The organism is Prolixibacter sp. DSM 2831, assembly GCF_056493735.1.
In genome coordinates this window covers 2,209,172-2,228,991 of sequence record NZ_CM151379.1, presented here as the reverse complement: position 1 = coordinate 2,228,991, position 19,820 = coordinate 2,209,172, and the positions used below count along the sequence as shown (strand labels likewise).

Below are 19,820 nucleotides of genomic sequence, written 5' to 3'. Positions count from 1 at the left end.
AGTAAACAATCCACACCGATAATGTTTTGATACAGCTCCGCGAAAACGAATAGTTTAAGAAATATTTACATGCCGGCCCGCACAGGTTTTTAAATATTGGCCATTGTCCGTATTTTTACGAACAAGTAGCTATTTTACTATTATGAAAGAGAACATGATCAAAGATATCTTTACCGAAGACCAGCACCGCTTAGCACGAATCGCCAAAGCGCTGGGACATCCGGTTCGCATTTATATACTCGACCTGCTATCGCGCCAATCGTGCTGTTACAGCGGTGACCTTTCCGAAGAACTTCCCATCGCCAAGTCTACCCTCTCCCAGCATCTGAAGGAACTGAAAGATGCCGGACTCATCCAGGGAGAAATCGAAGCCCCCAAGATTAAATACTGCCTAAACCGCGAAAAATGGTCCGAGGCAAAAATCCTGTTTGAAAAGTTTTGGAATGAATAATTCTGTTCGTATTTTTACGAACAACGAACAAATTAAAAACAGGAACTTATGGATTTTCAACATGTAAAGCCCATTCACATGGATATCAGAGTCCTGGGAACGGGTTGCCCCAAATGCCGGGCACTGGAAAAAGCAACCAACGAGGCCGTAGCAGAGGCCGGATTGGATGCTACGGTCTCCAAGGTAGAAGACATCGTGGAGATCATGAAAATGGGCGTGATGACAACACCGGCGCTGGTGGTTGATGGAAAAGTGGTTGTAAAAGGAAAAGTACCGTCGGTTAAGGAACTGAAAAAGCTACTAACCCAAAATCAATAACCATGAAATCACCAAAAACGGCTTTTCTTGCTTTGATTCTATTCATGGCAGGCACCTTCACCTTTTCCCAAACGTCAGCTAGTACGCTCAAAGCATTGGAAAAACAAGCCAGGGTAAACGTCTATTATTTCCATTTTAATACACGTTGTGCTACTTGCCGTGCGGTCGAATCGGAAGCACAAGCCGATGTGAAGGAACTGTTTGGCAACGACGTCAGTTTCGCTTCCTATAATTTGGATGAAAAATCCGGTGAAGCGAAAGGCAAAGAGCTGGGCGTTTCCGGCCAGACACTGTTAATTGTAAAAGGAAGCCAGCAGTTCAATATTACCACCGAAGGTTTTATGTATGCCCGAACCAATCCGAAAAAGTTCCGGCAGATTATCGAAGAAAAGATCAAACCGTTGCTCTGGCGATGGAAGAATTTCTGAGCAGCCTTTTGGATAGTAGTTCTCTTCCTGTTGTCACGGCATTGATCCTGGGGTTGATGACGGCTATCAGCCCCTGCCCGCTGGCCACCAATATTACCGCCATTGGGTTCATTGGCAAGGATCTGGAGAACCGGAACCAGATATTCTACAATGGACTGGTCTACACGCTGGGAAGAGCCGTCGGTTATACGGGACTGGCTTTCATCATCTTTATGGGAGCTGACCAATTTGCCCTTTCGGGAACATTCCAGCGCTACGGTGAGAAAATAATTGGCCCGCTGCTGATTCTGATCGGTTTGTTCATGCTGGATATCCTGAAAATTAAATTTCCCGGAATGGAAATGCTGACCAGGCGTTTCGAGGAAAAAGGCAACAAAAACTACTGGGATGTTCTCCTGCTCGGTGTTTTGTTCGCGCTGGCTTTCTGCCCTTACAGCGGTGTGCTGTACTTTGGCATGCTCATCCCGTTAACCATTAGCAGTGCCTCAGGACTGTATCTTCCGGTCGTCTTTGCGATTGCCACCGGCATACCCGTCATCATTTTTGCCTGCCTCATAGCATTTGCCATTTCAGGAGTCGGCACCTTGTATAACCGGCTAAAGGCTTTCGAAATTTGGTTTCGGCGGTTTATTTCGGTCGTATTCATCGGAGTCGGTTTCTACTATGTGATGACGGTTTACTTTTAGGAAAATGGAAAAGAAATGAGAGAAAAAGTAATTGCGCTTAACCGAAATATGCATGGCTGGTTGTTTCCGGCTATCCTGTTACCCCTGTGGATTGTTTTTTACTGGCAGCTGAAACACGTAGCCGATTTTTTCATCGATGATGTGTTTGGAATGGCAACCGGTAAGCACCTGACAGAAACCCTTCGTTTCTTCATCTTCGAGGTGCCCAAGGTGCTGTTATTACTTATACTCATCATCTTTGTAGTTGGCATTCTTAGAACGTATTTCACACCGGAGAAAACAAGAAAAATACTGGAGGGGAAATCCTTGTTTACCGGGAACATCCTGGCTTCACTGCTTGGAATTGTCACGCCTTTTTGCTCCTGCTCCGCTATTCCGCTGTTTCTGGGCTTTGTGGAAGCGGGTGTACCACTGGGCGTCACCTTCTCATTCCTCATTGCTGCCCCGATGATTAATGAAGTGGCGTTGGTACTGTTGATTGGAATGTTTGGCTGGAAAGTAGCGCTCATCTACGTGGGAACCGGCCTCATCATTGCCATCCTGGCAGGTTGGCTATTAGGAAAACTGGGATTGGAAAAGTATGTGGCTGAATGGGTTTATGAAGTAAAAGCCGGACATAACGAAGATGCAGAAGGACGAGTGCATTTTCAGGAAAGAATACAATCGGGGTACGACGCAGTTAAGGAGATTGTCGGGAAAATCTGGATTTACATCCTCATTGGTATCGCTGTCGGAGCCGGTGCCCATGGTTATGTGCCCGAAAACTTTCTCGGTTCCCTGTTGGGCAATCAGAACTGGTACGGCGTTCCGGTCGCCATTTTGCTTGGCGTTCCCATGTATTCCAATGCGGCCGGAATTATTCCCATTGTTAGTGTGCTTTTGGAGAAAGGCGTCTCGCTCGGTACCGCCCTCGCTTTTATGATGTCAGTAATTGCCCTTTCCCTACCCGAGATCATCATTCTGAAGAAAGTGCTCAAATGGCAGTTGATTTCGGTTTTTGTCGGTATCGTTACCATCGGTATACTCATCGTCGGGTTCGTCTTCAATCATGTGATGTAGAGGAGCGGAAGAACTAAGACAATAGATTCCAGACAAGAGACAACATACAATTTCAGGTTGCGCTGCAAGGTTTCTGTAGTTGACATTGTTACTGTCGTTACTGTTGTTAGAGAAAAGACTTCAGACTTCAGACTCGAGACTACAGACTGGACTCCGCTACATCCACTCTCCTCTTCTCATCTTCAGAGCTTCAGTTCCCTTTCTTGCAGCGAAAAAAAAATTCAATCACACAAAAAATAATCCGATAAACGTTTGCATTTCTCATAAAAGAATTAACTTTGTAAGTGATTACTTACATTAAAGTCATGGAACGGCAAAATAGCGAAACACGGCAAGGCCAAATCAAACAGGCAGTACTCGACATCATCTACACCGATGGTCTGAAGAACCTGTCGACCCGCAACCTGGCCAACCGCATCGGCATGAGCGAAGGTGCCATCTTCCGCCACTTTGCTACCAAGCAGGACATCATCCTTTCCATTATCAACGATGTACAGACCGATTTCATAGGGCAGTTGCGAAAAATTGCTACTTCTTCGCTGGAGCCGGAAGAACGTTTGCAAAAGTTCATTTGCTCGACAGTCCAATACCTAACGGACAACAAAGGAATTACCATGCTTCTCTTTTCTGAAGCATCACACAATAACGACGAGCAACTGAAATCAACACTTCGTCAAATCTTCAACAACCAAAAATCACTGGTTAGCAAAATCTTTCTTGACGGAATTGCCGAAGGAACCTGGGATGAAGAGATACCCGTTGAAAATCTCGCTATGCTGTACATGGGCATTCCGGTATCATTGAACATTGAACTGATACTCAACCAGGGAGAATCACAGGTTGACAATTTCTGCAAGAAAATGCTGAGTCTTATGCTCAAATTACTGAAGCGATAATTTTTTTGCATCTAATGTAAGTAAACACTTACTTAAACTTTTTAGTCATGTTGTACGGAATCGTTTTTTTCATCATCGCGGTAGCATCATTCATCTTTGCCATGCTGGGCCTTGGCGGAGGAATGGTGTACGTACCGGTCCTGAACTGGGCTGGTTTTGATATGGTTTCCGTGGCCATACCACTCGGTCTCCTATTAAATGGCTTAAACACCGGTTTGGTTCTTATTCCGTTTGCACGGAAAAAAATGGTTGACTGGAAGGGAGGTGCTGTTATGGCGGTAACAGCACTTGTTGCCTCTCCCATTGGAGCCATGACCAGCGACAAAGTTCCGGTAGCTACGTTAAAAATCCTGTTTGCCATCATGGTTGTCGCGGCTGCTATTCGCATGATATACGCCTCCAAGATGGCTGAGCCGGACGAGATGATGTCCATGAAGAAGCGAAGCATCATCGGGTTCTTTGTCGGAGGTTTTGCCGGTTTCGTTGGCGGAATGCTCGGACTGGGCGGCGGATTCATCATTGCCCCTATCCTCATGATGATGGGCTACAAAACCAAAGAAGCTGCGGCTACCACCGCATTTGTCGTCACGTTCTCGTCCATCTCGGGGTACCTGGGCCACGTTTCACAAGGACATATGAATTGGCCGCTGACCATCATCGTTGTCATTGCTGTTATTATCGGCTCTCAATTGGGAGGACGGTATATGACGCAAAAAGCCAAATCGAAACAGGTAAAAGTGATTTACGCCATCGTCTTGCTGGTAATTGCTGCCAAAATGGTGTACGGCGTCATCCATTAATATGAATCGTGTCATGAAGAGATTGAGATTATTAACGCTGCTCCTATTCATTGCTGTATCCGTTCAGCCGCAGGAAAATAAAGGTCCGCAGCTAAATGGCTACATCCAAACCCGGTTTTCGAGCAATCTGAATACCACTTCGGAATTCATGGTTCGACGGGCCAAACTCTGGCTTAAGGGCGAGGTACCGACTGCCAATTTCATTAGCTATAAGATGCAGGTAGTCTACCGCTCGTACAAGGACCAGAATTTCATATTTCAGGACGCATTGGCGGATATTCATCTGAAAAAAAACGGGCTGTTCCGGCTTGGACGGTTTGTCCCTGACTTTATGATGCAACGCGTGCAACCCGATTACCGGATTCCGGTTTTGGAGCGGGCATCTGTCATCAATAAACTGAATATGAATCCGAAGTACGGAGCCCGAATGATTGGACTCGAATACCTTTACAATCAGTCCGGCCAACCGTGGCATGCCAGTATAGGGCTGTTCAACGGAAACACGGACAAACCCGGGCATAATAACAACTCCCTGTTGGTAACATCGCGGATAAACCGGAAATTCCGTTTCGATCAGCAATCCGATATTACCCTGGGAGGTTCGGTAGCGTACCGGAACATCACGGAAATGAACCTGCCAACCATTTATGCTGCCGACTCACTCCTTTCGGGAGACGATTTTCGCTGGGGTGCGGAAGCCTTGCTTCATTGCAACCATTTCCATCTGCAGGCCGAATATATTCAGGCACTATTGAATAGTGACAAAGCAGACGGTTACTACCTGCTGGGTTGGTACGACATCCATACCCATTACCAACTCACCGCTTTTACCGAAAAATACTCGGACCTGAATTCCGCCACAACGGATCAGCCCTGGTATGGATTGGGATTCAACTATCTCATTACAGAGAAAACAAAACTGATGGCCGATTTTAAATGCAGCGATCTGAACCAGAATCCGGTTTATTCGGCCAATATCCAATTGCAGTTACTCTTTCGATAGAGAGAGAAAACTGTGTAATATCGAATTGTCAAACTTAAAAATCAACATCATGATCAATCCACAAGAATGGCTCGAATTCGGGCAAAAGTTTCACGGACACAAATGTCCGGCCATGCCTATGGGACTGCGCGTTGGTGCAGCTGCCATGAACGCACTGGGTGTTGAACGCGCCCACGACGGACAACTCATCGCTTTTGTTGACCTGGGCGATGACCACTGTGCTACCTGTTTTGCCGATGGTTTGCAGGTGATTATGGGAACCACTTTCGGCAAGGGAAACATAAAAAAAACACACAAAGGTAAATGGGCTGTTATTGTTGTCGACAAGGCCAGTGGCAAAGCTGTGCGGGTGACTCCCCGGGCTGAAGCCATGCTGGCCAATAAACAGACCTCCTTCTTCAAAGACTACCGTGAAAAAGGGATTCCGGCCAGTAAAGTTCCGGACGAAACGGTTGAACCACTCGTTAAAAACGTGATGAATGCTCCTGCCGATAAAATTCTGATCGTGTCGGAGGTATTTGATTACGATTTGAAAGAGCATCCCCACAGCTTCAACAGCTTTGTTTGTCAAGAATGTGGCGAAATGACCGTCATGGAATATGGTCGTATAAAAGGCGATAAAAAGGTTTGCATCGATTGTGCAGCTAAATAAAGATTACTGCTTTTCATAATTTTCTGTCATACTTGCTAACCCGGTATTTTGCATGGGAATATCTCCTAACAAATACCGGGTTTCTTTGTACCTAAACTTTTTCACCTTCTCCTCTCCTTTCTTGCTAAAGTAAAAAAATTGTTTTTTATGACGTATAATTACGTCATTTAAATATTTGACGTATATTTGCGTCAAAAGAAATACAAGATGGTACAAAGTAAAACCGAACTATTCGAACAGGAGCTCATCGAAAAGGCCGCACTTTTCAAGGCTCTGGCTCATCCGGCCCGGTTGCACATCCTGCGGTTCCTGGCTGCCACACAATCGTGCATCACGGGTGATATATCCGATGAGCTGCCCCTGGGAAGAACCACCGTGAACCAGCACCTGAAAGAGCTGAAAGAGGTAGGCTTGATAACCGGGCATATCGAAGGTGTGAAAACCAAATACTGTCTGGACATGGACAATGTAAAACGCCTTCAGGAAGAACTGGGCGGTTTTATCGACGGTTTACACATCGAAGATTATTGTTGCGAATAACTCATACAAATCTGTCATCCACTTAAATCCTCTCAAATATATGGACGTACTTATTTTATGCACCGGAAACTCCTGCCGCAGTCAAATGGCCCACGGTTTCCTGCAATCATTCGATAAAAGTATCAACGTGCAATCGGCCGGCACCGAAGCCTCAGGCAAGCTGAATGAAAAGGCTGTTGCCGCCATGAAGGAAATTGGCATCGATATCAGCCACCATACTTCCGACCCGGTAGACAAATACCTGAACGACGAATGGGACTATGTGATTACCGTTTGCGGCGGAGCGAACGAGACCTGCCCGGCTTTCATGGGAAAAGTCAAACACCGTCTTCACATCGGCTTCGATGACCCGTCGCATGCTACCGGAACGGACGAATTCATCTGGAGTGAATTTATCCGCGTGCGCGACGAAATTAAAGCGGCCTTTTACCAGCTGTATACCGAAGATATCCAACCTCAAATATAATCCGCTATGCAAGTAAAACCCGAAGATTTAAAACTGCTCGTGCAGGAAAAATACGGTGAGATTGCCTCACAAAGCAAGGAAGTGAATCAATCGTCGTGCTGTGGCGGAACCAGTTGCTGCGGCGATTCCACCTACACCATTTTCAGCGACGACTACACCATGCTGAAAGGTTATAATGCTGACGCCGACTTGGGACTAGGTTGCGGTTTGCCCACTGAGTTCGCCCGCATCAGCGAAGGTGACCATGTACTCGATCTGGGAAGCGGTGCCGGAAACGACTGCTTCGTTGCCCGCGCCATCACCGGCGAAACCGGGAAAGTGACCGGCCTCGATTTTACCGATGCCATGCTCGAAAAAGCCCGGAAAAACCTGGAGAAGACCGGCTTCACCAATGTCGAATTTGTGAAAGGCGACATCGAAGAGATGCCGTTGCCGGAAAATACCTTCGATGTGGTTATTAGCAACTGCGTACTGAACCTGGTTCCCGATAAGGAAAAAGCTTTTAGCGGCATTTTCAGGGTACTGAAACCCGGAGGCCACTTTTGTATCTCCGACGTGGTGCTGGACGGCGATCTGCCGGACGGCCTAATCAAAGAAGCTGAACTGTATGCCGGATGTGTATCGGGCGCTATCCAGCGTCAGCAATATCTTTCCATTATCGAAGAGAAAGGCTTTTCCGATATCAAGGTCGAAAAGAACAAAGCCATCACCATCCCGGATGATATCCTGAGCAATTACCTGTCGGAGCAGGAAATGGAGGAGTACAAGACTTCCGGAACCGGCATTTTCAGCATTACCGTTACCGCTAATAAATAATTTTAGATATGAATCAACAAAAAAAACATATCGGTTTTTTTGAGAAATATCTCACCCTTTGGGTAGCTCTGTGCATTGCGGGAGGAATCGCAATAGGCCGTTTTACCGGGGACAGCATTCAATTTTTGAGCAAAATGGAGCTTTTTCATGTAAATATCCCGGTGGCAGTTCTCATCTGGTTGATGATTTACCCCATGATGTTGCAAATTGACTTTTCAAGCCTCAAAAAAGTAGGGAAACGCCCGAAGGGATTAATTCTCACGTTGGTTGTCAACTGGCTGATTAAGCCTTTCACGATGGCTTTCTTTGCCTGGATTTTCTTTTCCAAGCTTTACTCAGCATTCATTAATCCGGATATGGCCGGTGAGTACATTGCCGGTGCCATTTTACTGGGGGCCGCACCCTGTACGGCAATGGTATTTGTATGGAGTTACCTCACCGATGGAGACCCCAACTATACGCTCGTACAGGTTTCGGTAAATGATCTCATTATTTTGGTTGCCTTTGTGCCTATTGTAGGGCTGTTGTTGGGTATTACCAATGTCCACATTCCTTATAATACACTTATCGCCAGCATTCTGATTTTCGTAGTCATTCCTCTGGCAGCCGGATACACCACAAATAAGCGACTCATTCGCCGCAAAGGCGAAGAATGGTTTAAGACTGTATTTCTTCCCCGGTTTAAACCCGTTTCCATCGTCGCCTTGCTTAGCACACTGGTACTGTTATTTGCCTTCCAGGGAACGAATATTACCCACAATCCGCTCATCATTCTATTGGTAGCTATACCGCTGATCATTCAGACCTATTTCATTTTCTTTATTACGTGGTTTGGCGGTCGAAGACTAAAATTACCACATACTGTTTGCGCTCCCGCTTCAATGATTGGCGCCAGCAACTTCTTCGAACTGGCAGTAGCTGTAGCTATTTCGCTGTTTGGATTACAATCCCCGGCTGCGTTGGTAACTGTTGTGGGCGTACTGGTAGAAGTACCGGTCATGCTCTCTCTTGTACGTCTAGCGAATCGCTGGAAATACTGATAAGATAATCTGAAGGCAATTGGTCCGATAGTAGAAATACCGGTGATGATTGCATTGGTGAATGTGGCCTTCGGCTGAAGAAGGCGTATTTTTCAAAATAATATTTCATAGAAATATACGCAGAAGTAGCGTCAGGGCATACCTTGATGCTACTTCCGTGTATAATCCAAATCATTTTTTTATCCGTACAGAACCATTTCTTCATGTACTTTTAACTTGACTTAAAAGTACCAAAAGGTCAAGTCAAAGTGATCCTTCTGCCCGCGTCACGGCTTTTTCTTTCCGACCCACAATCCAGAATCCCCGCCAAAAACCGCTCCCGCCAACTCCTGCCCGGCCTACTTTGACTGGCCCGCACACTTTTCGCCTATCGGCGAACTTTGGGATTCTTACCCAACCATTCTTAAAACTTAAAACTCTTCTCACGAAAGAAACAACAGAAACCTCTTCGCCTAACCTGAAACCTGTAACCTGAAATCGTCTACCGTCTCTCCTCTCGTGTCTATCGTCTGTTGTCTTCAGATTTTGTATCTTTGTTCCCCTTAAAAAGGAGACCAGAAAGATGATCGATCAATCAACCATATGCGCCATTTCCACCCCACCGGGCGTGGGTGGCATCGCGGTAATTCGCCTTTCAGGACAAAAGGCCATTGCCGTCACCGAGGAAGTTTTTACATCACCCAATCAAGAGAAAAAACTGGCCGATCAACCAGCTAATACCCTCCATTTCGGCACCATTCGCAGCGGAGAGAAAATTGTTGATGAGGTGGTAGTGAGCTTGTTTCGTGCTCCTCATTCCTTTACAGGAGAAGATGTGGTCGAGATTTCGTGCCACGGTTCCCAATACATCCAGCAAGCGATTCTCGAACTGTTGCTCTCGGAAGGAGCCCGCATGGCCGGTCCGGGGGAGTTCACCCAACGGGCCTTCCTGAACGGGAAGATGGACCTCTCGCAGGCCGAAGCCGTGGCCGATTTGATTGCTTCTACTTCAGCAGCATCACACAAACTGGCCCTGAACCAGATGCGCGGAGGATTCTCCCAGGAGCTCATCAAACTACGCGGAGAGTTGCTCAGCTTTGTCTCCCTCATCGAGCTGGAGCTTGATTTTAGTGAGGAAGATGTGGAATTTGCCGACCGTACCCAATTGCTCGAACTGGCTACCCGTATCGAGGCGATGATTGGCAAGCTGGCCGATTCGTTCAAGCTGGGAAATGTGATCAAGAACGGTATTCCGGTAACCATTGCCGGCGAAACCAACGTAGGGAAATCGACCTTGTTGAACGCCCTGCTGAACGACGAACGCGCCATCGTATCGGAAATTGAAGGAACCACCCGCGACGTCATCGAGGATGTCATCAACATCCGGGGTGTCAGTTTCCGGTTCATCGACACAGCCGGTATCCGTACCACCGCCGATAAAATCGAGAGTATGGGTATCGAGCGGACCTATCAGAAGATTAAACAGGCCAGCATTGTGTTGCTGCTCCTCGACCTGACCCGGGAACCGGAGAAATACCTGCAAAACCTGGAAGATGTGCGCCAGCATATCAGTCAACAGAACCTGATTATCGTGGGCAACAAAGCCGACCAGGTAGATGAGGGCGTTGTCCGGAAAATGCTGATGGATATTACCCTGGCCGATAACGAAGATATGGTCTTCATTTCCGCCAAGATGGGACACAATATCGACAGTCTGAAAAGCCTGTTACTGGAAACAGTGAACCTGTCGCGTTTAAACAACGAAGAGGATGTGATTGTCACCAACGCCCGTCACTATGAAGCGCTCACCCAGGCCCGTGAGTCCATCCACCGTGTATTGGATGGCATCGAAAATGGCATCACCGGCGACTTCCTCTCGCAGGATATCCGCGAGTGCATGCACTACCTCGGCCTCATCACCGGTGAAATTAGCACGGACGAGGTATTGGGGAATATTTTCCGGAACTTTTGCATTGGAAAATAAAGGCAGTTTCAAGTGTTAAGTGTTAAGTATTAAGAAAGACGCAAGACGGTAGATGCGAGACATGAGAGTGAACCTTAGACCTCTTAATTACTCACTACACATTATTCATTATTAATTGTTTCAAGGGTTTCAGGTTGCGCTCCGCGGTTCCTGTTGTTCCTATGGTTGCTGTGGTTCAAAAAGGGGTTATGTATTAACTCTTGGTAAAAATAATTTTCGACGAACAAAAAAGATTCAGTGATTAACTGGGTTTAGTTACGACAATTTATCTTTTATATTTTCCTTGATAGAGAATGGTATGGTTTTCATCTCAAGTATAATCTTCTGTAGTTCCATATTTTCTTTGAGGCTCTTATAGTTTAACCCTTCCAATTCATCTTCTTTAAGGAGTGTTGCCATGTTATGTACCAAGTCATGATTCAAACGCTCGATATATTCGTCAGGATGCTTTGAAATGTAGTCTTTGGTTTCATCTTTCCGAAACGAAAAGGCTTGCATAATCGTCATATAGTCGCCAAACGCTATTTTCCTGACTCCATCAAACCGTGTACCGAAGGCTTCTTTCAACCATTTGTTCAGCGTCTCTTTCGAAATGCCAATTTCGTCGGCTATCTGCTGCTTTGAAGTAACATTGGTTTCTGCAAGCATCCGACTTGTATTACGCTTTCCATTCACGTAAAAATAAGGCAGAAACAGTTGTTCGTTATTCTGAAAAGCTTTTAGAAAGCTGACAAATTTTTCTTTCTCCTCTTCATCCATCTGTTCGATAAGCGCGTTAAAACGATGCCCCATTTGAAACAGTTCGTATAGTAACTCCTTGTATCCCTTTGCATCCTTTGCTGGTTGAATTAATTCTTCCAATCGATCGAAAAACATTAGACGGAAGAGTTCCATTAAACCATCATCATCGATCACACCATTCGATGAAAGTTTTTCTACCACCTCTCTTGCCTGAGATTCACCTCCGAACCGGATAATAGCCAACTTTTCCAGGATTTTAAATTGAGCTGCTACAGTTTGCTTCTTTTGCACACTTTCTGTCAGCTTTTTCAACATATATTGTTTCTGTTTAGGGGTTAGTAAGAGGCCTAAAATTAGTCAGATTTCCGGGAGAGAAAAAATTTTTTCTGATACTCATTAACAGTCTGATTTAGCAACGATTTGCAACGATACAACTTGAACACAAAACCAATTACCGTGGATTTTTTCGACTGACCAAAACACCATCATTTACCTTAGCAGCATGTTTAACCATAAAAAACAAATAAGATGGGACTAAATTCTAATTCCGATTACACCAAAGATGAGCTGGATAATCATTCCAACCAACTAAATCCAAACAACGACACGTACTGGTCGGACCGGGGATACGACGAGCGTCCCGATGATTACGAGGAAGAAAATAGCTGAATTAACTTAAAACGAAATGATGATGAGTAAAAGAGGAGTAAATCCAAGGCCATTTAATGGCCCTAGCACGACAGGAAAGCCTTCAGGTAAAGACAGAGGTAACAATCCCCCAAAGTAAATCAAGAATCAAAAAAAGCTGTTCAACCAATTCTGAACAGCTTTTTTTTGTTTAATAAAAATGCACTCCGGAAAAAACAACGGACACCCGATAAACAGATGCCCGTTGTGACTACCATGTCAAACTATATAACTAAGACCTCAGCGGACTAAGATTCCGAGTTTTTCGAGGAGCTGGGGACGGTCGTCGAGGGCGATTCTCGCCATTTCGCGCAAATCGCGGCAATACTCTTTCAGCTGGTCCATTTTGGCATCGCGGTCCCGGGTTGCCTGCTGGGCCTCTCCTTCTTCGATGTTGCGTTGGTTGTAAAGTTGCTCCAGAGCATCGAGTTCGTCTTTGCGCTGCTGCAATACCTCGGCAGTAATGCCAACGGGAGTGAGTAGCGCCAGTGCCGTTGCATTATTAGCCAGCGCATCGTACATCTTCCAGGCATTGAGTTTCCAGGAAGCAAAGGGCGAATAAATCAGCACTGAAGGGATAATGGATTGCAGGGCCGGCTCTTTCCGGAATACTATCCGGCAAAGCTTACAGGTTTGTTCGTAAGCTTCTTCTGCCTGGTCGCGCGAAGAGAAAAGCTGCTCCGACACCTCACGCACATCCTGACGTTCCTTGTTTTGTTTGGTGAACAGATTGAATGTTTCCTGGTAAAGGTCGTTGCCAGCCAATAATCTTTCATCGGTGTAGCCAAAAGCGGCTAAGGCTGTTTTGATTTCGGAGTCGCTTTGTGCGTTCTGCACGATGGTACGGTAATCTTCAAGCCGGTCGGCTAATTTGTCAGTCATGATTAACTAATTTTTTGGTGAATAAATAGTAGAAATATCAAGGTCCTGACTTGATCATGTATAAATTTACGGATATGCAACCTATAATTAAATATCAAACGCATGTTACAGAGCACTATTTGTTTACTTTTTCGAACAATCAAGATTAGTTAACACCTATATTGCTCTTTTGGTAGCAGGTATGACAACATATAATTGTACCGCTTATTGTTGAACCAATAGCATAAGAGATAAGAATTCAGGCGGAAACCATCAACTTCCACCTGATTTGATACTAAGCGGCCGAAGGTCGTGTTGCCTTGCTATCGGAGCTGAGGAAGAAGGCTCCTTGTCTCTCCTCTCCTTCCCGGGATTTAGCCAATTGCATCCGGCGTTCGATAAATGCTGAAGGGAAACGACAAAAAGCCTATCGGAGAAAAAGAAAAGGCTATCGGAAGTGAGGAAATGGCTCGCGGTGGCGAAAAAATGATTAGCGGAGGCGCCAAAATGGCTATCGGGACGAATAAAATGCCTAACGGAGGCGATGAAATGGTTAGCGGAGCGAAGAAAGTTAGGTTGGGAAGGGAGGGAAGAGATGAAGGTTTCAGGTTGAAGGTTAAAGGTTACGCTGCAGTTTCAGGTTTCAGGTTGGCGATGGTTTCTGTCGTTACTGTGGTTCGGTTTTGTTGAACGGAGGTGCAGTTGCGGTCGGAAAAGCGCAGGAATTTCAATTGGAGCCGATACGCGACCGCATTCCTCTTTTCGTATTCTCACTCTCATGGCGTTGCCATGGGTTATTGCTGACAGGCCGTTGGCCTGTATTGGGTAACAATATAAAAAAACCACCGTCGAGGGTTGGGACCCCCGACGGGGTGAATGAGCAACACTTTTTGCTTTGAATCAAATGTTTTCAAAGTTGGATATGGTGCTGTTCATAAAAACCAGCAAACACGGGCGACTAATTATGTTTTCTTTATTAAATTGGTCGGAATTTGACGACCTGATAAACCTACAGTTTACCGTCATTTGAGACGGATGATTACTGACAACAGGAACCAAAAACCAAGTGGCGATTAAACAATGACAACAAATAAGCTAACACTCTCTCAACTTGAGCAATATTTATCGAAGGCGGCCTGGATTTTAAAAGGGCCGGTAGATGCCTCTGATTTTAAAGTTTACATTTTTCCTTTGTTGTTTTTCAAGCGACTGTCGGACGTATATGACGAAGAATACCAGCAGGCATTGGAAGAATCGGATGGTGATATCGAGTATGCTTCGCTGCCCGAGTTTCACCGGTTTGAAATACCGAAAGGATGTCATTGGAAAGATGTGAGAGAAACAACGGTGAACGTTGGTCTGGCCATTGAAAAAGCGCTACGAGGAATCGAGCAGGCCAACCAGGATTTATTGTACGGCATCTTCGGTGACGCGCAGTGGAGCAACAAGAACAAGCTTGCGGACCGATTGCTCATTGACTTAATCGAGCACTTTTCGCAATACACGTTGTCCAACTCCCTGGTGGAACCCGATATTCTGGGAAATGCTTACGAATACCTGATCAAGCATTTTGCGGACTTAACGAACAAGAAAGCCGGTGAGTTTTATACTCCGCGTTCCGTCGTTCACCTCCTGGGATTGATACTCGACCCACACGAAGGAGAAAGCATTTACGACCCGGCCTGCGGAACCGGTGGTATGTTGCTGGAAAGTGTGAATCACCTGAAGGAAAACAACGAGGATTACCGAACCCTGAAGCTATATGGTCAGGAAAAAAACCTGACATCCAGTTCCATTGCCCGAATGAATATGTTTCTGCATGGAATTGAAGATTTCTTCATCACCCGCGGCGACACTCTTCGAAATCCGGCCTTTTTTCAGGCCGACGGACTCCAAACTTTTGATTGTGTGATTGCCAATCCGCCTTTTTCGTTGAAGGACTGGGGTGCTGACAGCTGGACAAATGACCCGTACGGCAGGAACCTGGCCGGTGTGCCACCCAAAGGAAATGGCGACATGGCTTGGGTTCAGCACATGATTAAATCGATGAATGACCGGGGCCGGATGACCGTGGTACTCCCCCATGGTGCATTGTTCCGCAAAGGTGCCGAAGGAAGAATCCGTCAGACACTGCTTGAACAGGATTTACTGGAAGCGGTGATTGGCCTGGGACCGAATATCTTTTACGGAACCCAGCTGGCCGCCTGCGTCATGGTGTTTAAGGAAAATAAAGAAGCTTCCCGCCAGGGAAAGGTGCTGTTTATCGATGGCTCGGAACAAATCCGTGTGGGACGGGCACAAAATTTTCTGGAACCGCAGCACGTACAACAACTATTCGATTGGTATTCTGCCTACGAAGATGTAGAAAACTACGTACGCGTAGCCAATCTTGACGAGATTCGGGAGAATGACTTCAACCTGAACATTCCGCTTTATGTGGAAAAGATGATTGAAGATAATCTGCCCACTGTCGAAGAGGCCATGAATGATTTGAAAAAGGCCTGGCAGGAGAGTTTGGAAGCAGAAGAACGATTCAAAAAAATATTAACAAGGTTCAGTAAATGACAGAACAAGAATTTATCGACAAGATCAACCTGCAATATCAAAAAGCCGGAGAGCTGATGGAGGGCAAAGGTGAATATGATATTTACCGGGGTACCGCTCACCCTGTTTCGGGTTATATGGAAGATATATTCGCCTTGTATATGGCCACCCGAATTGGAAATAAAGAATTGCAGTTTCTGGTTGACAAACTTATCTCCTACCGGGAAACTAAAGGAATGAAAGCAGTAACTTTTAAACCCGATTTAGCCATATTGGATAAAAGTGTACTTACCCACTACTACGATTTAAAAACAAACCTGGGCTGGAACCGTGATTTGGAGAAATACCTGACAGCGAAAAATGACTTGATTCAAAAGATAAAAGGCCCAAAAGGCTGGATTCACTTTCCATATGTTGATCAAGCCAATCCTGACAAAAAACAAGATATCAACTATGCCGAGAATCTGACTTATCACATGGTGGTATTCAACGGCTGGAATATTCATCCTGAGCAACTGGTGAAGAATATTGCGTTGGCCAATGCTTTGGAAAACGTTGAAATCAGCATTTTAAATACGTGGGACAACGAATCAAAAACACTAAGCATTGACCAAAAGGCTTTCGAAGGCCTTTACAAAATGAATTAGTATGACCCAACAAGAACTCGAAAAATACCTCTGGGGTGCCGCGACGGCGTTGCGGGGCACCATCGATGCAGGCGATTACAAACAATACATCTTCCCTCTCCTATTCTTCAAACGCATTTGTGATGTGTATGACGAAGAGTTTGAGCGGGCCTTGCAGGAGAGCGACGGCGACCTGGAGTATGCCTCCTTTGCCGAGAATCATCATTTCCTGGTTCCGGAAGAGGCTCATTGGAACCGGGTGCGCGAAACCACGTCCAACGTAGGGATGGCACTGCAAAAAGCCATGCGTGCCATTGAGAAGGCCAATCCGGATACTTTGTACGGAATTTTTGGCGATGCCAGCTGGACCAATAAGGACCGGCTGAGTGACGAAACCCTGCTTGACCTGATTGAGCACTTTTCGCAACACCAGCTCAGCCTGAGCAACGTACCCGACGATAAACTGGGTAACGCCTACGAATACCTGATAAAGGAATTTGCCGACGACAGTGGCCACACGGCAGCCGAGTTTTACACCAACCGCACCGTGGTGAAGCTGATGACCCTGATTATGGACCCACAACCCGGCGAAAGTGTGTACGACCCCACCTGTGGCTCCGGTGGTTTACTGCTGAACTGCGCCCTGCACCTAAAGGAAGAAGGCAAGGAATACCGCACCCTGAAACTGTACGGACAGGAGATTAACCTGATTACCTCGGCCATTGCCCGCATGAACATGTTTATGCACGGCATTGAGGAGTTTAGTATTGCGCGTGGCGATACCCTGGCCCAGCCGGCCTTTCTGGAGAATGACGAGCTGAAAAAATTCAATGTCATCCTGGCCAACCCGCCCTACAGCATCAAAGCATGGGATAGGAAAAGCTTTGAGAGCGACCCCTACGGCCGGAATCTATGGGGAACACCGCCACAAGGCTGTGCAGACTACTCCTTCGAGCAGCATATTCAAAAGAGTCTGGACGACAATAATGGTCGTTCAATCTGTTTGTGGCCTCAAGGTATGCTTGATCGAAATTCGGAAGAAGATATACGCAGAAATTTTGTATTGTCAGACCGATTAGAAGCAGTTATAGGACTTGGAAGGAATTTATTCTACAACTCAGGAATGGAATCTTGCCTGCTTATTTCCAAGACAAACAAATCTACTAACCGAAAATCAAAAGTTCTTTTTATTAACGCTAGTGACCTAGTAAAAAAGGAGAAAACTATTAGCTACTTACTTGATGAACATATAGAAAAGATTTTTACGGCTTACAAGGAGTTCAGAGACATTCCAGGTCTATCAAAGTTGGTAAACGTAGAAGAGATTCTACAAAATCGCAGCTCCTTAAATATCAATCTATATGTAAATAAATATGAAGCCGAAAAAGCTTCAAATTTCAATAGCATATACTCCGATTGGGAAAGCAAAAGCGACACATTAAAATCATCGATGGAATCACTTTTTGAGACGTTGGAATAATGAATTTAAATATCGACAGGAGTAATTGGAAAAAGGTAAAGCTTGGGGATGTAGCCTTTGAATATTCGAAAAGAATAAATAATCCGAGTGAAAGTGATTTCGAGCGATTTGTTGGCTCAAGCAATATTGGGCAATGGGACTTTAGGATTCATTCATGGGAACCAACTGATTCCGTTACTTCCGCAATGAAACTATTTGAACCGAATGACTATCTACTAGTAAGAAGAAGCTTGTATGCCAGTGATTTTAGAGAAAGAGCCCCCAGAGCGAACTTCTACGGCGTTTGTTCCGGCGATATTTTGACGATCAAAGAAAATCCTGAATTCATAGCTGACGGCTTTCTAATCGGTATTCTTAATAGCCCGGAGTTATGGAAGTTTGTTGTTGCAAATGCTTCCGGGTCTATTACTCGTCGCATCAAATGGAAAGACCTGGCCAACTACGAATTCCTCCTCCCTCCCAAAGAGCAACAAGCCCGGCTGGCCGAACTCCTTTGGGCCATGGATAAGGTGATTGAGAAGAGTAAAAAGCTCTGTTCAAATCTTGATATAGTTTTTAATTCGTGGTTGAATAACCAAATAAATTCTAGAAGGAATTGGCCAAGAGTATTGCTTGAAACGGTCGCAAAGATTCAAACTGGTATAGCTAAAAATAAAGCAAATTCGACGGAAGCTGATATTCTAGAGCTCCCGTACTTGCGAGTTGCAAATGTTCAAGATGGATATCTAGATCTCTCTGAAGTAAAGTCCATCACAATCAAGTCAAAAGACCGAGACCGATTTTTATTGCGAGAAGGAGACGTATTGCTTACTGAGGGTGGTGATTTTGATAAATTGGGAAGAGGATATGTTTGGCGAAATGAAATCCCCAATTGCGTTCATCAAAATCATGTATTTGCGGTGAGACCCAACCCTAAAAAGCTCACTTCATGGTTCCTTTCACTTCTTACTAGATCAAATTATGGTAAGCAGTATTTCTTTTCTTGTGCAAAAAAGACTTCCAACCTCGCATCAATCAATTCCTCTCAGTTGAAAAAATTAAGTGTTTTTATTCCACCACTAACCATTCAAGAACAAATCGTAAGTGAATATCATAAAATAGAGGCTAACCAGCAGGAGGCAGAAGATAAACTCACACTTTCAAAAGCCTTACAAAAGAGTTTAATTAATCAGATATTTTAAGGGATGCATTATGCAAGTAGTAATTCCAGAAGTAAAAAAAATGAAAGCCTATTCACTCGAAGAAAAAAGAAAAGAACATTCTAATGCTTATTTTCCGTGGACAGAAAGTGAAGAAGAATTACTTATAAAACTGCTTGATACTGATAACAGCATCGAACAAGTTTCATTAAAGCTTGAAAGAGGTCCTGGGGCAATAATTTCCAAGCTGCGCAAACTGGGTTATGAATTTGAAAAAGGTAAACCCGAATATTACAATGAAATTGCTAGATGGGCAAGGGATTATTTGGATGACATTTTAGAGGAAGAGAAGGTAACTTATAAACAGATTGCAGAATTGATAAAAGAATTAATTGATGCGATCCAAAAGCCATCATTAGGTAGTGACGAAAATTTAAATTGTGACGTAGAGACAGAAGAATCTAATATGTTAGATTCTGAATTACGTACACATAGCAAATATAATCATCTAGAATATGACGATGATACGATTGACAGCGCTTTTGAAGGAGACCCAGATTTAGTTTGGAATATCGACTAATTAGTTCTGCATTACAATCAAAGTTTAATTAATCAGATATTTTA

Annotated in this window: 23 protein-coding genes; 21 read left to right on the top strand and 2 right to left on the bottom strand. The window is 45.0% G+C overall.

Annotated features, from left to right (window positions below):
* The first annotated feature begins 142 nt into the window (after window positions 1–142).
* From AC060N_RS08985 to mnmE, 14 genes are all read left to right on the top strand, one after another.
* The gene (locus AC060N_RS08985; RefSeq protein ID WP_479526796.1) at window positions 143–451 is read left to right on the top strand and encodes an ArsR/SmtB family transcription factor; all 309 of its coding nucleotides are present in this window, start codon (window positions 143–145) and stop codon (window positions 449–451) included.
* Window positions 452–499: 48 nt separating this feature from the next.
* Window positions 500–769 carry a thioredoxin family protein gene (locus AC060N_RS08980; protein ID WP_479526795.1) on the top strand — a complete coding sequence of 90 codons (270 nt, stop codon included), beginning with the start codon at window positions 500–502 and terminating at the stop codon, window positions 767–769.
* A 2-nt stretch (window positions 770–771) separates the two neighbouring features.
* On the top strand, window positions 772–1,197 hold the full coding sequence (locus AC060N_RS08975) for a nitrophenyl compound nitroreductase subunit ArsF family protein (RefSeq protein ID WP_479526794.1): 426 nt from the start codon (window positions 772–774) through the stop codon (window positions 1,195–1,197).
* Window positions 1,182–1,883 carry an aromatic aminobenezylarsenical efflux permease ArsG family transporter gene (locus AC060N_RS08970; RefSeq protein ID WP_479526793.1) on the top strand — a complete coding sequence of 234 codons (702 nt, stop codon included), beginning with the start codon at window positions 1,182–1,184 and terminating at the stop codon, window positions 1,881–1,883. Before AC060N_RS08975 ends, AC060N_RS08970 begins: the two co-directional genes overlap by 16 nt.
* Before the next feature lie 15 nt (window positions 1,884–1,898).
* Window positions 1,899–2,942, top strand: coding sequence for a permease (locus AC060N_RS08965; RefSeq protein WP_479526792.1), 1,044 nt, complete (start codon window positions 1,899–1,901; stop codon window positions 2,940–2,942).
* 305 nt (window positions 2,943–3,247) lie between these two features.
* The gene (locus AC060N_RS08960; RefSeq protein WP_479526791.1) at window positions 3,248–3,838 is read left to right on the top strand and encodes a TetR/AcrR family transcriptional regulator; all 591 of its coding nucleotides are present in this window, start codon (window positions 3,248–3,250) and stop codon (window positions 3,836–3,838) included.
* Window positions 3,839–3,885: 47 nt separating this feature from the next.
* A complete protein-coding gene (locus AC060N_RS08955) occupies window positions 3,886–4,638 on the top strand; it encodes a sulfite exporter TauE/SafE family protein (RefSeq protein WP_106543651.1) in 753 nt (250 codons plus the stop codon).
* Between the two features lie 13 nt (window positions 4,639–4,651).
* Window positions 4,652–5,641 (top strand): porin, encoded by a 990-nt coding sequence (locus AC060N_RS08950; RefSeq protein WP_479526790.1) that lies wholly within the window; start codon window positions 4,652–4,654, stop codon window positions 5,639–5,641.
* 49 nt (window positions 5,642–5,690) lie between these two features.
* Complete coding sequence (locus AC060N_RS08945) at window positions 5,691–6,293, top strand: FmdE family protein (protein ID WP_479526789.1); 603 nt, start codon at window positions 5,691–5,693, stop codon at window positions 6,291–6,293.
* A 207-nt stretch (window positions 6,294–6,500) separates the two neighbouring features.
* The gene (locus tag AC060N_RS08940; protein WP_479526788.1) at window positions 6,501–6,833 is read left to right on the top strand and encodes an ArsR/SmtB family transcription factor; all 333 of its coding nucleotides are present in this window, start codon (window positions 6,501–6,503) and stop codon (window positions 6,831–6,833) included.
* A gap of 40 nt (window positions 6,834–6,873) precedes the next feature.
* Complete coding sequence (locus AC060N_RS08935; RefSeq protein ID WP_479526787.1) at window positions 6,874–7,299, top strand: arsenate reductase ArsC; 426 nt, start codon at window positions 6,874–6,876, stop codon at window positions 7,297–7,299.
* 6 nt (window positions 7,300–7,305) lie between these two features.
* Window positions 7,306–8,115, top strand: a complete 810-nt coding sequence (locus tag AC060N_RS08930) for an arsenite methyltransferase (protein WP_479526786.1) — start codon at window positions 7,306–7,308, stop codon at window positions 8,113–8,115.
* Between the two features lie 8 nt (window positions 8,116–8,123).
* The gene (gene arsB / locus AC060N_RS08925; protein WP_479526785.1) at window positions 8,124–9,155 is read left to right on the top strand and encodes an ACR3 family arsenite efflux transporter; all 1,032 of its coding nucleotides are present in this window, start codon (window positions 8,124–8,126) and stop codon (window positions 9,153–9,155) included.
* Between the two features lie 562 nt (window positions 9,156–9,717).
* Window positions 9,718–11,118 carry a tRNA uridine-5-carboxymethylaminomethyl(34) synthesis GTPase MnmE gene (mnmE, locus tag AC060N_RS08920; RefSeq protein WP_479526784.1) on the top strand — a complete coding sequence of 467 codons (1,401 nt, stop codon included), beginning with the start codon at window positions 9,718–9,720 and terminating at the stop codon, window positions 11,116–11,118.
* Between the two features lie 255 nt (window positions 11,119–11,373).
* Here the strand turns inward: mnmE and AC060N_RS08915 are convergent, their stop codons facing one another.
* A complete protein-coding gene (locus AC060N_RS08915) occupies window positions 11,374–12,174 on the bottom strand; it encodes a hypothetical protein (protein WP_479526783.1) in 801 nt (266 codons plus the stop codon).
* 213 nt (window positions 12,175–12,387) lie between these two features.
* Between AC060N_RS08915 and AC060N_RS08910 the strand changes: the two genes are divergently transcribed.
* The gene (locus AC060N_RS08910) at window positions 12,388–12,528 is read left to right on the top strand and encodes a hypothetical protein (RefSeq protein ID WP_479526782.1); all 141 of its coding nucleotides are present in this window, start codon (window positions 12,388–12,390) and stop codon (window positions 12,526–12,528) included.
* A gap of 258 nt (window positions 12,529–12,786) precedes the next feature.
* On the opposite strand, the gene AC060N_RS08905 is transcribed toward AC060N_RS08910, so the two are convergent.
* On the bottom strand, window positions 12,787–13,428 hold the full coding sequence (locus AC060N_RS08905; RefSeq protein ID WP_479526781.1) for a PQLLE family protein: 642 nt from the start codon (window positions 13,426–13,428) through the stop codon (window positions 12,787–12,789).
* Window positions 13,429–13,809: 381 nt separating this feature from the next.
* On the opposite strand from AC060N_RS08905, the gene AC060N_RS08900 reads away from it, so the two are divergent.
* The 6 genes from AC060N_RS08900 (at window position 13,810) to AC060N_RS08875 (ending at window position 19,776) form a co-directional block, all read left to right on the top strand.
* Window positions 13,810–14,097, top strand: coding sequence for a hypothetical protein (locus AC060N_RS08900; RefSeq protein WP_479526780.1), 288 nt, complete (start codon window positions 13,810–13,812; stop codon window positions 14,095–14,097).
* Between the two features lie 390 nt (window positions 14,098–14,487).
* Window positions 14,488–15,972 (top strand): type I restriction-modification system subunit M, encoded by a 1,485-nt coding sequence (locus tag AC060N_RS08895; protein WP_479526779.1) that lies wholly within the window; start codon window positions 14,488–14,490, stop codon window positions 15,970–15,972.
* A complete protein-coding gene (locus tag AC060N_RS08890; protein ID WP_479526778.1) occupies window positions 15,969–16,598 on the top strand; it encodes a hypothetical protein in 630 nt (209 codons plus the stop codon). The genes AC060N_RS08895 and AC060N_RS08890 overlap by 4 nt, the downstream gene beginning before the upstream one ends.
* 1 nt (window position 16,599) lies before the next feature.
* Window positions 16,600–18,057 carry a type I restriction-modification system subunit M gene (locus tag AC060N_RS08885; RefSeq protein WP_479526777.1) on the top strand — a complete coding sequence of 486 codons (1,458 nt, stop codon included), beginning with the start codon at window positions 16,600–16,602 and terminating at the stop codon, window positions 18,055–18,057.
* Entirely contained in the window at window positions 18,057–19,238 is a 1,182-nt protein-coding gene (locus AC060N_RS08880) for a restriction endonuclease subunit S (protein ID WP_479526776.1), read from the top strand. The genes AC060N_RS08885 and AC060N_RS08880 overlap by 1 nt, the downstream gene beginning before the upstream one ends.
* Window positions 19,239–19,248: 10 nt before the next feature.
* A complete protein-coding gene (locus AC060N_RS08875) occupies window positions 19,249–19,776 on the top strand; it encodes a hypothetical protein (protein ID WP_479526775.1) in 528 nt (175 codons plus the stop codon).
* The last annotated feature ends 44 nt before the right edge of the window (window positions 19,777–19,820 follow it).